Source organism: Parabacteroides sp. AF19-14 (assembly GCF_003635485.1).
Taxonomy (GTDB): Bacteria; Bacteroidota; Bacteroidia; order Bacteroidales; family Tannerellaceae; genus Parabacteroides; species Parabacteroides distasonis.
The window spans coordinates 1-13,434 of sequence record NZ_QTMJ01000023.1; the positions used below are offsets into that span (position 1 = coordinate 1).

The 13,434-nt window shown below is 46.1% G+C and carries 13 protein-coding genes; 9 read left to right on the forward strand and 4 right to left on the reverse strand.

Going from position 1 to position 13,434, the window contains the following annotated elements:
* On the reverse strand, positions 1 to 263 hold a 263-nt coding region (locus DWX33_RS18240), incomplete at its 3' end, for a phage integrase SAM-like domain-containing protein (RefSeq protein ID WP_199713322.1).
* A 66-nt stretch (positions 264 to 329) separates the two neighbouring features.
* Between DWX33_RS18240 and DWX33_RS18245 the strand changes: the two genes are divergently transcribed.
* From DWX33_RS18245 to DWX33_RS18255, 3 genes are all read left to right on the forward strand, one after another.
* Positions 330 to 1,820: a cobyric acid synthase gene (locus tag DWX33_RS18245; protein ID WP_008771917.1), complete on the forward strand. Its 1,491-nt coding sequence runs from the start codon at positions 330 to 332 to the stop codon at positions 1,818 to 1,820.
* Between the two features lie 4 nt (positions 1,821 to 1,824).
* The gene (locus DWX33_RS18250) at positions 1,825 to 3,147 is read left to right on the forward strand and encodes a Gfo/Idh/MocA family protein (RefSeq protein WP_122380824.1); all 1,323 of its coding nucleotides are present in this window, start codon (positions 1,825 to 1,827) and stop codon (positions 3,145 to 3,147) included.
* Positions 3,148 to 3,255: 108 nt separating this feature from the next.
* Positions 3,256 to 3,765, forward strand: a complete 510-nt coding sequence (locus DWX33_RS18255) for a ferritin-like domain-containing protein (RefSeq protein ID WP_005856408.1) — start codon at positions 3,256 to 3,258, stop codon at positions 3,763 to 3,765.
* An 88-nt stretch (positions 3,766 to 3,853) separates the two neighbouring features.
* On the opposite strand, the gene DWX33_RS18260 is transcribed toward DWX33_RS18255, so the two are convergent.
* Both DWX33_RS18260 and DWX33_RS18265 read right to left on the reverse strand, forming a co-directional pair.
* Complete coding sequence (locus DWX33_RS18260; protein ID WP_005868262.1) at positions 3,854 to 4,426, reverse strand: DJ-1 family glyoxalase III; 573 nt, start codon at positions 4,424 to 4,426, stop codon at positions 3,854 to 3,856.
* An 11-nt stretch (positions 4,427 to 4,437) separates the two neighbouring features.
* Positions 4,438 to 5,709 (reverse strand): ATP-binding protein, encoded by a 1,272-nt coding sequence (locus tag DWX33_RS18265; RefSeq protein ID WP_005856401.1) that lies wholly within the window; start codon positions 5,707 to 5,709, stop codon positions 4,438 to 4,440.
* 198 nt (positions 5,710 to 5,907) lie between these two features.
* Between DWX33_RS18265 and DWX33_RS18270 the strand changes: the two genes are divergently transcribed.
* The 6 genes from DWX33_RS18270 (at position 5,908) to DWX33_RS18290 (ending at position 11,799) form a co-directional block, all read left to right on the forward strand.
* The gene (locus tag DWX33_RS18270; protein ID WP_005856399.1) at positions 5,908 to 7,209 is read left to right on the forward strand and encodes a phenylacetate--CoA ligase family protein; all 1,302 of its coding nucleotides are present in this window, start codon (positions 5,908 to 5,910) and stop codon (positions 7,207 to 7,209) included.
* A 23-nt stretch (positions 7,210 to 7,232) separates the two neighbouring features.
* Positions 7,233 to 7,658 carry a hypothetical protein gene (locus DWX33_RS18275; protein WP_005856397.1) on the forward strand — a complete coding sequence of 142 codons (426 nt, stop codon included), beginning with the start codon at positions 7,233 to 7,235 and terminating at the stop codon, positions 7,656 to 7,658.
* 13 nt (positions 7,659 to 7,671) lie between these two features.
* Positions 7,672 to 7,815 carry a symporter small accessory protein gene (locus tag DWX33_RS23185; protein WP_349200193.1) on the forward strand — a complete coding sequence of 48 codons (144 nt, stop codon included), beginning with the start codon at positions 7,672 to 7,674 and terminating at the stop codon, positions 7,813 to 7,815.
* A complete protein-coding gene (locus DWX33_RS18280; protein ID WP_008780467.1) occupies positions 7,812 to 9,365 on the forward strand; it encodes a sodium:solute symporter in 1,554 nt (517 codons plus the stop codon). Before DWX33_RS23185 ends, DWX33_RS18280 begins: the two co-directional genes overlap by 4 nt.
* Before the next feature lie 170 nt (positions 9,366 to 9,535).
* Positions 9,536 to 10,444 (forward strand): ABC transporter substrate-binding protein, encoded by a 909-nt coding sequence (locus DWX33_RS18285; protein WP_122380825.1) that lies wholly within the window; start codon positions 9,536 to 9,538, stop codon positions 10,442 to 10,444.
* Positions 10,441 to 11,799: an ATP-binding cassette domain-containing protein gene (locus DWX33_RS18290; protein ID WP_008780465.1), complete on the forward strand. Its 1,359-nt coding sequence runs from the start codon at positions 10,441 to 10,443 to the stop codon at positions 11,797 to 11,799. The genes DWX33_RS18285 and DWX33_RS18290 overlap by 4 nt, the downstream gene beginning before the upstream one ends.
* A 22-nt stretch (positions 11,800 to 11,821) precedes the next feature.
* Here DWX33_RS18290 and DWX33_RS18295 read toward each other — a convergent pair whose 3' ends face one another.
* Positions 11,822 to 13,330, reverse strand: a complete 1,509-nt coding sequence (locus DWX33_RS18295; RefSeq protein WP_034527573.1) for an ATP-binding protein — start codon at positions 13,328 to 13,330, stop codon at positions 11,822 to 11,824.
* Between the last annotated feature and the right edge of the window lie 104 nt (positions 13,331 to 13,434).

The window sequence follows — 13,434 nt, forward strand, 5'->3', positions numbered from 1 at the left end:
ACGGCTAAGTTATAAATGTGACGAATCCGACGCATATAGGTAGACACCGTATTCAACGAACGGCCCTTGTCCAACAACCATGACTGATAGCACAAAAGCCTGTTCCTATTAATATAGGCATAAGGAATCGCCTCCATACCGCAAAAGCACTTGAACGAGTTCAAGGCATCTTGATAACTCTTCGCCGTGGAATACCGTTTTTTCTCACGCAGACAAGCCATGTAGATGGACAGGCCCATAACAAAATCTTCTTCTTTTTTCATATCTTCTCCTTAATAAAAAGGCCAAAAATACTACCTTTGTACACTGTGTAAATAAAATCTATACAGATGAAGCAACACCTACGACCGATTATGTTTGTCGGAACCTGCTCTGATGCGGGTAAAAGCGTTATCAATGCGGCGTTTTGCCGTATTTTCAAGCAAGATGGTTATCAACCGGCACCGTTCAAGGCACAAAATATGTCCCTCAATTCCTACTCTACCCCGGAAGGCGGCGAGATGGGCCGGGCGCAAGTCGTACAAGCTGAGGCCTGCGGTATTTCCCCGCATACGGATATGAACCCGATATTACTAAAGCCGACAAATGATAAAAGCTCACAAGTCGTATTAAACGGAAAGCCAGTCGGCAATATGTCCGCCAAGGATTATTTCGGGATACAAAACCAGAAGGAGGAGCTATTTAAGGAAGCTATCGAAGCCTTCAACCGTCTGGAAGCTCGCTATAACCCGATCGTATTGGAAGGAGCCGGAAGCATCTCCGAACTAAACCTGCGAGACCGGGATATCACCAATATGCGTATGGCGATGAAAGCCGGCGCCTCCACCTATCTGATCGCAGATATAGACCGGGGGGGCGTATTCGGCTCTGTATATGGAACGATCGCTTTATTACGACCGGAGGAACGAGCGTTAATGAAAGGGGTTATCATCAATAAATTCCGTGGAGACGCTTCTTTATTCGAGGAAGGACGGAGCCTGTTAAAGGAATTGACCGGGATTCCCGTGGTAGGCGTAATTCCATGGTTTCGGGATATCAAGATAGAGGAAGAGGATTCCGTAGCGTTGGATATGAAAAATAACACTTATAAAGACGGGAAAATCAATGTAGCTATCATCCTGCTGAAACGAATGTCTAATTTCACGGATTTTGATGTATTGGAGATGGACCCCCGTTTCAATCCTTATTATACCAACAATATCGATGAGATAGAGAAAGCCGACATCATCCTGCTCCCCGGCTCAAAGAATACGTTATCGGACTTACAAAGCCTGCGGGCCAATGGGATAGCGATGGCGATTATCCGGGCGCATAAAGCGGGTAAAAAGGTGATCGGTATTTGCGGTGGCTATCAAATGATGGGAGTCCGCTTGGAAGATCCGGAAAGTATCGAGGGAAATATCCCGGCGATTCCCGGTCTCGGTCTTCTGCCTCAATGCACGGTCATCGAGCAGGAGAAGATCACGAGACAAAGCGACTTTGCTTTCCTCCCCTCCTCGGAGAATAAGGATTGTAAAGGATACGAAATACATATGGGACGAACCACCCTATTGGGTGACGCCCCCGAACAGCCCGTAGCCCGACTGGAAGACGGACGAACGGACGGATATTACCTTAACAACCGATGCTGGGGAAGTTATATGCATGGTATCCTTGATAATCCGGCCGTATTGGACAACTTAGCTGAGGGCTTTGACACGGAAACGACTACAGGCCCTTTCGATTATGCCGCTTTTAAGGAAGAGCAGTATGACAAACTCGCCGCCCTCGTAAGGGAGCACGTGGATATGGAATATATTTATAACAGTATTAAAAACTAATATCATGAACAGACGTACTTTTATGCAAAAAACCGGACTTATCATGTCCGGACTTACTTTATCGCCGCTTATCGGTAAATCGTATTCCTCCATATACGGACAAACCGCCCCTAGCAACAAAGTAAAAGTAGCCCTCATCGGATGCCGTAGCATGGGATACGGGGATTTGAATACTTTTCTTGATTATCCGGAGACGGAATGCGTGGCTCTTTGCGATGTCGATGACGAATGGTTAAACAAACGGGCTGCCGACGTTGAGAAGAAAACAGGGAAAAAAGTACCTCACTTATATAAGGACTGGCGACGAGTAATCGATAATAAAGACGTAGATGTAGTCATTATCGGTACGCCGGACCATTGGCATTGCCTTCCGACGGTCTGGGCTTGCCAAGCGGGAAAAGACGTATATGTAGAGAAGCCGCTCTCCAATACGATCGAGGAATGTAACTTGATGGAAAAAGCCGCCCGTAAATATAACCGGATCGTACAGGTAGGCCAATGGCAACGTAGCGACCCGCATTGGGACGAGGCGGCTAATTTCTTGAAAGCCGGAAATATCGGACGGATCCGTACGGTCAAGGTCTGGGCTTACCAAGACGGCAAGCCGACACTTCCGGTTAAACCGGATTGCGACGCTCCCGCCGGTGTGGATTACGATATGTGGCTAGGCCCAGCTCCTAAACGTCCGTTCAATCCTTACCGCTTTCATTATAATTTCCGTTTCTTCTGGGACTATGCCGGAGGCTTGATGTCGGACTGGGGCGTACATTTACTGGATTATGCCCTTGAGGGAATGAACGCGGGCCTTCCCACCCGTGTATTCTCAGGCGGCGGCAAGTTCGCCTATCCGAACGACGCTATGGAGACACCCGATACTTTAATGGCGACTTATGCCTACGATGATTTTAATATCATCTGGGATCACGCTTGCGGAATCAATCACGGACTCTATAACCGTAAGGAAGGATTAGCGTTCTATGGGGAGAATGGTACGATGGTACTCGACAGGGCCGGTTGGGAGGTCATACCGGTCGTATCCAATAACGTAGCTCGCATGGAAGCCGTTCCTTTCAAGAAAGGAGAAGGCAAAGGACTTTATAATCATGTGGGAAACATGTTGAGCTGCATTAAAAGCCGTGAGCTTCCGAACGCCGATGTCGCTATCGGTGCCCGTGTAGCGAAGATGGCTCATCTGGCGAATATCTCCTGCCGGGTTCAACGGGAAGTTCATTGGGATGATAAAAACAATTTGTTTGTCGGCGATAACGAAGCTACCGCCTTGTCGAAAGCCTATTACCGGGCACCTTGGGAATTACCTAAATTGTAACAATCGCAGCATAACGTTAAAATTTTGACAAACAATAAACAATGCCCTAGTAAGCTTGTTAGAACTATAAAAAACGAACAATACGTTTAATTCTAAATTAATACAGCTATGGCAAAAGAAAGCGTCAAAATTTTAAGAGGGAAATTGGATGTCGACAATTTATTATCTCAACTAAACGCCGCGTTAGCGGAAGAATGGCTAGCATACTATCAATATTGGGTAGGAGCCTTGGTCGTTGAAGGAGCCATGCGTTCCGACGTACAAGGTGAATTCGAGGAACATGCCGAGGAAGAAAGGCATCACGCCCAATTATTGGCAGACCGGATCATCGAATTGGAAGGAGTTCCGGTACTTGATCCGAAACAATGGTTTGAATTAGCCCGATGCAAATATGATTCACCGACAGACTTTGACGTAGTAAGCCTTCTGAACCAGAATGTCGCCTCCGAGCGTTGCGCCATCTTGCGTTATCAAGAAATCGCTAAATTCACGGACGGCATCGACTTCACGACTTGTGATATCGCTAAGCATATCTTAGCTGAGGAAGAAGAACACGAGCAAGATCTGCAAGACTATTTGACAGATATCGCACGTATGAAAAAATCTTTCCAGAAATAATTTAGGAAAGGGAAAACTCTTTACAACAAAAATCCCTTGAGAGAATGTCTTAGAGACATTCTCTCAAGGGATTTTAATTTCAAGCACATTAATGCTTTGTCCCATGCAACAAAGCGTCATATAATAAGGCATCCGCCACTTCCAAAGCGATTTCCTCATCTTTCAGATTCCTCAAGATCGTCAAGCCGAACTCAAACATAAAACCCGGCCCCTTGCTTGTGATGATATTTCCATCCTGCTCTACTCCATTATCCGTAGGGGTAGCGCCTACCATTGTTGGTTCGAAGAAAGGAAAACAGGTAGCCCTTTTCCCTTTTAGCAATCCAAGACCACCTAAAACCATCGGTCCGGCACAGATAGCACCGATTAATACGCCTTCCTCCGTTTTCTCCTTGACTAATTCTTTCAAATGGGCATGCGCATTTAAATGGTTGCTTCCGGGTATTCCACCCGGCAAAATCAAGGCATCGACACAACTGAAATCCGCCTCCTCGAACAGGTAATCAGCCATTACCGGAATATCATGAGCTCCTATCACCAATCGGTCACCCGTAATAGATACCATCATAACCCGTACACCACCACGCCTCAAGACATCAATCGTACCCAAGGCCTCTATTTCCTCAAAGCCTGTCGCTAAAAAGACAACCGCATTTTTCATTTCTTTTTTATTTAATATAGTTGACATTCACTTAAAACAGAAGGATCATCCTTCTCCACAACAGCCTTATCCGTAACAACCAATGGTAAGGTGAACCAGAAAGTGGAACCTTTGCCAAGCTCAGATCGCACACCGATCTCACCACCCAACTGCTCTACAATCATCTTGCAGATAGGTAGTCCCAAACCAGCCCCTTGATAAAAATCATCCAATTTCACGAAACGCTCGAAAACAGACTCCAGCTTTTCCTCTGATATCCCGATTCCGGTATCCATGACAGAGACACGTACGAACATATCTTCCACCTCATAAAAAAGCGAGATAAAACCTTTGGAAGTAAACTTAATGGCATTAGACAAGAGATTTAACAAGACCTGTTCTACCCGGTGCGGATCGATCCACAGACGAACAGAAGGCATGGCGACCGAGTTATATAATAATGCCACATCGGAAGTCATCTTCAAGGATTGTACCACATAGGCCTCTTGGCAAATATCCCTCAACTCAACTTCCGACACGTTATAGTTTAACCGACCGGACTCGATCTTCGACAAATCCAGGATATCGTTAATCAGTTTCAACAATAAATCGCAATTCTTATTTATAATCGAGAAGTATTCCCTTTGCTCACTGGCATTAGTCGTTTCCGTCACGAGATGGGCAAAGCCAACGATAGCATTCAGCGGGGTCCGGATCTCATGGCTCATATTAGCGATAAAAGCGTTTTTCATCTTATCCGCCTCTTGTACTTTCATCAGCGCCAACTGGTCTTGACGTTGCTCCGTGATATCATTCAGCATGACCAATAACAGAGGCGAGGCTCCCGGGTCCGGATTCGTGATCAGTAAACGTACGATATTTACGATTCTCACCTCTCCATTCGGTTTCTCATACTCGACCATTTCCTTTACCATACGTCCCGTCTTGATCGTATGGTAATCTTCCGTTCGGATCTCATGCGCCCGCCGGGAATCAGGGAAAAGCTCGAAATCCGTCTTCCCTAAGATATCTTCCGCCTTGACCCCCGTAAATTCCTCCGCCGCCTTATTAAAATAGATATACCGGAAACCGTTGAAAATATCTTTCACCGTGATCTCCACAAATACGTTCGACAAGATCGTATCCATCAAGATATTTAAGAAGTTGATCGTATGCTGGCTTTGGCGCATCTCAAGTTCGTTATCGCTCGCGGATGGTGTCAAAGTGGCTTTTTCCAGATCGGCTTCCAGTCTCTCAATCCTTTGAATCAACTCTTCTTTGGAAAGGTGGTCATATTTTCCCATGGCCCATACATAAAGTTAAATTGCGTAATGGACAAAAATAGCTATTATTTTTTTATTTACAACGGCTTACCGCCTAATAATTCTTATTTTCAAAAGGTCATTACTAATATTTTGACACAAAAGCATGGCATTATCCAAAATAAAAGATACATTTGCAATCTAATTTCATGAATTAAACACACTCTAATTGAAAAAACGATGATGTATTGGCAGAAAGAAATAGAAACCATGGATCGTAAAGATCTGGTAAAATTCCAACTGGAACGACTGAAACAAACCATAGAACTAGCGGGCAACTCCCCTTTTTACCATAAGATATTCAAAGAGAAAGGAATTACCCCGGACAGTTTTCAGTCCTTGGAGGATTTACAAAAACTTCCGTTTACAACGAAAGATGATCTTAGAAATAACTATCCGTTCGGATTGGCAGCCATCCCGTTACAGAAATGTGTACGTATCCACTCTTCCAGTGGAACGACAGGTAATCCTACCGTTGTCTTACATTCCGCCAAGGATTTGGACCAATGGGCTAACCAAGTAGCTCGTTGCATGTATATGGTGGGGCTAAGGGATACGGACGTATTCCAAAATACATCCGGCTACGGCATGTTTACCGGTGGCCTCGGTTTCCAGTATGGAGCAGAAAAACTAGGTGCGTTGACAGTGCCTGCGGCGGCCGGTAATACCAAACGACAGATTAAGTTCATCACCGATTTCGGCACCACCTGTTTACATATCATACCGAGCTATGCCACTCGTTTGGCCGAGGTTATGTATGAGGAGGGAATAGACCCCAGAAAGGATACCAAACTACACACCGTATGTATCGGTGCCGAGCCTCACTCGGAAGAACAACGTAAACGCATCGAACAGCTTCTGGGTGTCAAGGCTTACAACTGTTTCGGTATGTCGGAGATGAACGGGCCGGGTGTAGCCTTCGAATGTACGGAGCAGAACGGCTTGCATATCTGGGAAGACAACGTGATCGTAGAGATCGTAGACCCGGTTACCCTGCAACCGGTGCCCGAGGGAGAAGTCGGAGAATTGGTATTAACGACCATCAACCGGGAGGCGATGCCTTTACTCCGTTATCGTACCCGTGACCTTACTTGCATCTTACCGGGCGATTGCCCTTGCGGACGTACCCATAAACGCCTTGCCCGTTTCAAAGGACGTAGCGACGATATGATAATCTTGAAGGGCGTGAACCTGTTCCCCATCCAAATCGAAAAGATATTGATGCAATTCAAGGAGTTAGGCAGTAATTACTTGATCACCCTCGAAACGATCGGTAACAGCGACGAGATGTTGATCGAGGTTGAGTTGAGCGACCTATTCACCGATGATTATTCAGCCTTACAGCGTTTGACGAAAGGTATCACCCGTCAGTTGAAGGACGAATTATTACTTACACCACGTATCAAGCTGGTAGCCAAGGGATCTTTGCCAACCACAGATGGCAAGGCGGTACGAGTGAAAGATCATCGCAAGCTTTGTTAAATAAACAATTAAAATAACACCTTATGACAGTCAATCAAATTTCTATTTTCCTAGAAAACAAGTACGGGAAATTAAGCGAGATATTAGCGTTATTGGCGGAAGAGCGCATCCGCATCATCGCAGCCACCGTAGCCGACACCTCCGAGTATGGAATCCTTCGTATCATCGTAAGCGATCCCCAGAAGGCATACAAGATATTAAAAGAAAACAACGTCAGCGCAAACCTGACCGACGTATTAGCGATCGTAACCAGCTCATGCGCCGGAAGTTTTGCCAATACATTATCTTATTTCACGAAAGCGGGCATCAGCATAGAATATATGTATTGTTTCTCCATCCGGGAAAAAGCGATCTTGATCTTGCGTACGAACAACCGGGAAAGCGCCCGTGAGGTAATCCGCCGTCAGAATCTCGAGTATATCTGTGAAAGTGATCTAATAAAACTTTAATAGGCACGGATATATGTTCGGAATCAGCGACCCCGGTATTTGGCTGGCTTACCTTCTAGCGTTCGCCTGCTTCCTATTTTCTATTTGGTTCGGGATAACCACTTGGAATAAAGAAGACGACGAAAAAACAAACCCTACTAAAGGATCACGAAAATGAGTACGCTAACATTAGGCATTATTGTCATCATTTACATGTTTGTAATCGCTTGGTTAGGGTATCTCGGATACAGGCAGACGAAAAACGCCAGTGATTATTTATTAGGCGGACGAAAAGTAAACCCCATTATCATGGCTCTGTCTTACGGGGCGACCTTTATCTCGGCATCGGCGATCGTTGGTTTCGGTGGCGTAGCCGCTACGTTCGGCATGGGTATTCAATGGCTTTGCTTATTGAACATGTTCATGGGCGTAGTGGTAGCCTTTATCTTTTTCGGACGAAGGACCCGGAAGTTAGGCGAGGCACATAACGCACGGACTTTCCCGCAATTATTGGGATTACACTATAAGTCCCGGTCTATACAGATCTTCATCGCCTCGATCATTTTCATCGGCATGCCCCTCTACGCCGCCGTGGTGATGAAGGGAGGAGCCGTCTTCATTGAGCAGATGTTTCATATCGACCTTCATCTGGCCTTGTTGATCTTCACCTTGATCGTAGCGGCCTACGTGATTACGGGCGGAATCAAGGGAGTACTTTATACGGATGCGTTGCAAGCGGTTATCATGTTCGCTTGTATGCTATTCCTGCTATTTTGGTTTTACCATATCATGGACATGGGCTTTATCGAGGCAAACCAGAAGTTGACGGATATCGCCCCCATGGTGCCCGAACGCTTCAAGGCCTTGGGACATCAAGGATGGACAGCTATGCCCATCTCAGGCTCTCCACAATGGTATACATTGGTTACCTCATTGATCCTTGGCGTAGGAATCGGTTGCTTAGCGCAGCCACAACTAGTCGTACGCTTCATGATGGTGGAAAGTACCAAGCAACTCAACAGGGGCGTATTGATCGGCTGCGTATTCTTGATTGTCACGGTAGGGGCGATTTATCACGTGGGAGCCTTGTCTAATTTGTTTTTCCTCAAGACGGAAGGTGTAGTCGCCTCCGAGGCGGTAAAAGATATGGACAAGATCATCCCCCTATTTATCAATAAAGCGATGCCGGAGTGGTTCGGGGCGGTTTTCATGCTTTGTATTCTCTCTGCCAGTATGTCTACCCTTAGCGCACAATTTCATACCATGGGAGCGGCTTTCGGGGCAGACGCATTCCCCAAACTAGGACGTAGCAAAAATCCGAACTCTACATTAGGTGTACGTATCGGCGTGCTATGCTCTATCTTGGTCAGCTACGTTATCTGCTATACGCTAAGCGCGAGTATTATCGCACGAGGCACCGCCTTGTTCATGGGTATTTGCGCGGCTACATTCCTACCTACCTATTTCTGCTCGCTATATTGGAAAGGGGCTACCCGGCAAGGGGCCTTGGCCAGCTTATGGGTAGGAGGCTTGGCCAGTTTATTCGCCATGTTGTTCCTTCATAAGGCGGAAGCGGCTCCGGTAGGACTTTGCAAGGCTTTATTCGGACAAGACGTCTTGATCGATGTATATCCGTGGCATGCGATAGATCCGATCTTATTTGCTTTGCCATTATCGGCGATAACGATTGTTTTGGTTAGCCTAGCGACTCAAAAGAAGGCTTTTTAGCTTTTCTTATGAACCTCAAAACACTAATTAGCATTTATTCTATTGACAGATATATAGAAAACAGTACATTTGCACTGTGGTTTTTTCATAATAGTATTAGATTTAAGGTTAACAAAGTTGGTTAGGGGTTGCCGGGAGGCAATCCTTAATTGTTTTATAGAGGTCTAGATATGATTAAATACATTTTTCTACTATTGATACTTTGTTGCTCCGGTTGCCGGCACGCACAAACGGAAGATACCGTAATCAAGGTTTCGGTACTTCGTGGTCCATCCGTTATCGCATTCGCCGATTGGCTTGAGAATCCTCCAATTATAGATAACAAGAAAGTACAAGTTAAAGTGGTAGACTCGCCCGATCTGGCGCAAGCCTTACTGATCAAGCAGGAGACCGACATAGCCGTACTCCCCATGATCAATGCGGCGAACTTGTACAATAAAGGGATCAAGATCAAACTAGCGGGGTGCCCGATCTGGGGAACCCTTTACCTCGTTGAGAAAACTCCCTTGAAAGAACCGGCATTGTATGTATTCGGCAACGGTACGACTCCCGATATCCTTACCCGGTACTATCTCGGCCGCCAACGATTAGATTATCCTTTGAATTACGCCTTCAATACCGCCGGGGAAATCACCCAAGGCATCTTAGCCGGAAAAGTAAATCGTGCCGTGCTCGGGGAACCGTTTCTAAGCATCGCTTTACGGAAAGACAGCAGCTTACGAATAACTGCGGACTTGAATCATTTTACAGACAACGATACCCTCGGATTCGCCCAAACAGCGGTCGTATACACCCCGACGATGGAGAAATATCGTATCGCTTTTGAGGATGCCTTACGAGCCTCCTGCCAAAAAGCCGTACGATATCCGAAAGAGACCATCCATTCTTTGGAAGAACATGGAATCTTCGCCCAAGGGGCCTTAACTCCTAAGAGTATCGAGCGGTGTAAAATCCATTATTTATCAGCTATCGAGGCGAAAGACGCCGTCATGGGTTTCCTACGTCTCATCGAACAGTATGAACCCAAGGCCGTCGGCGGGAGGCTTCCCGATGCCGGATTTATCCCCGAAAAACAATGAGATTGCGAAAAACAATCACTACGATAGTCGCTACCGCTATCCTCTTGGCGGGATGGCAACTATTCGCCGTTATAGCCAACCAACCGGAGCTGATACCTTCACTTCCTCGACTCGTACGGACACTTTGCGAATGGCTCGTCTCCGGTAGTTTCTATCAGTCGGTCGGAGCGACTATACTCCGGGGAATCTTAGGCATGTCGATCTCATTCGTTTGTGCGATAGGGATGGCCGGGTTATTCGCCCGTTTTGAGTGGGTGTATGAATTATTCAGACCTCTGCTTGCCATCATGCGCTCGATCCCGGTCATATCCTTCATACTTTTGGCGCTTATATTCCTAAATCCGGAAAGTATCCCTTTGATGATCGCCTTCCTCACCATGTTCCCGCTACTAACAGAGAATCTGACACGGGGAATCCTCGACCTGCGTCCGGGTTTATCCATTATGGCACGTCAATTCCATATCAGACGTTCCAATGTCTTATTCCAGATCATCTATCCGCAGCTAAAGCCATTCTTATATAGCGGGCTTGCCTCCGCCACCGGATTCGGCTGGCGTGCGATCATTATGGGAGAAGTCTTGTCGCAATGCGCATTCGGAATCGGAAGCGAGATGAAAAGGGCGCAAAACTTTATCGCTGTCCCTGAGCTACTCGCTTGGACAATCGTGGCGGTATTCATCAGTTTCTTTTTTGACAAAGGAATTAGCAAAGTCGCTGATATCACCCCTAAAATATCTTTCGCGAATGAGGATCAGACCATCCCGACCCCTACATTATCAGTTTTAGACACGAAAGATATAAGTTACCAATACGGCATACAGCACTTTTCCCATTCCTTTCAAAAAGGGATTATTTATGGAATTAGCGCACCTTCAGGCAAAGGAAAAACAACGTTATTAAACCTAATCGGAGGTATCTTATTGCCTACGGAAGGAGAGATACATCCCACAAGACACTTTGGAATCGCCACCATATTCCAACAACCGCAACTCCTGCCCCATCTAACCGCAGAAGAAAATATCATCCTCCCCCTCTCCTCTTTTCTCACGGAGGAAAAAGCCCGGCGAATTGCCCAAAAACACTTACAGGAAATGGAAATGGAGCCCTTCGGGAACCGATATCCTAAAGAGCTTAGTTACGGACAGCAACAACGTATCGCTATAGCGAGGGCATTGGCATACCCTTCTCCTCTCCTTTTGATGGACGAGCCGTTCAAAGGCTTGGATGAAGCCCTAAGCCATCGCATCATAGAACGAATACGAGAAATGCAAATGAAAGAAGAACGGATCATTCTTTTCACGTCACATAATCCGGATGAGATTCGGTTGTTGGCGGATGAGGTGATTTACCTATAAATTCCAACCAAACTTGAATGTCTTATTTCACTTTCATCGGTTGGCAAGGTATCGTAAACCAGAATGTAGAGCCCTTTCCTTCCTCCGACTCAACCCCGATTTTACCTTTCAACTTCTCAATTATCGTCTTGCAGATAGAAAGCCCTAATCCTGTTCCTTGCTTAAAGCTGTTCAATTTCACGAAACGATTGAATATGCTCGCTTGAGACTCCTTACTGATTCCCATACCCGTATCCGTTACGTAGACATAGATACCATCATCGGTCAAACGATAACCAAACCGTATAGAACCCGAGCTGGTGAACTTCACGGCGTTGGAAAGGAAATTGGTCAAGACCTGAGTCAAACGGGTCTTCTCCGACACAATACAATAGTCATTACCGTCCGACTCAAAGATAACCTTTACATCCGGGACCACTCTCAAGGCGAAAGCTTGCTGCTGGGGAGCGAATATCTCACTCAAACGCAGGGTCGTATAAATAAACTCCATCTTTCCTGACTCGATCTTCGAGATATCCAAGATATCACCGATCAACTGCAACAAAAACTCATTGCTACTCTCTATGATCCTCAGATATTCCTTTTTTTCCTCCTCATCGTCACTCTCCGCCAATAAGGTGGAAAAGCCGACGATGGCATTTAAAGGGGTACGTATCTCATGGCTCATGTTAGCGATAAAAGCGGACTTCATCCGGTCGCTCTCTTCCGCCAAACGCTTAGCCTGCACATCCGCCTCGTGCCGTTTATCGACGGTCATATCCCGAAGGATTCCGATCGAGCGGATCGGCTTGCCATCCGGATCAGCCTCATAGACCTCACCGATCTTCTCCAGCCATACATACTCATCCGAGAAATAACGACAAGGGAAACTGAATCGCATGGAATCGATCTCGCCCCGCATGAAAGCGGTTGTAATATTCTCATAGACTTTCCGGTAATCCGGATGGATCTTCTCCGTAAAACTAGCGTGGGTGATCTGCACATGCTTGATCTGGCCGTTTTCTTCCAAGGAAAGCTCCGCCGTACCGTTTACCAGATCCCAAAGCCACGGGTAGATCTTACCCGCTTGACATGCGAGCGCCAAGCGCTTATTATAGCTATGCAACTCCTCCTCGACCTGCCTTTGCTTTGTAATATCCCATGAAATCCCTACTAAATAAGGAGGCTTATCCTCACGGGGCGCTAGCAGTTTCATCGTATCCATAGTACGCAAGATACCTTTCGGATCGATCATTTGCTCCACGAAACGCTGCATCTTACCCGTTTTCACCACCTCCTCGTCCATATCTCTGAAAGATTGGGCGACGACCGGATCTAGAAATAGGTCAAAATCTGTTTTCCCGACCACATCATTATGATATCGTCCGTAAAGTTGGTTCATCAAAGGGCTGGAGTACACGTACCTGAAATTATCACCCGTATCCTTCACGAAAAAGTAGATGGGCAACGAGTCCACGATATTAGATAACAATCCTGCTAAATCCCTATAATCCTGTTCCAAAGTTTTGTTCTCCGTAGTATTAACTTCCATGTTGATTTTTTTAATCAAAGGCTTGAATATTCCGGCCGTAAAATTCTTGAAAATTAATGAAAGATACAAATAATAAGCCCAAGAAGTGAGCATCCCGACCGAAA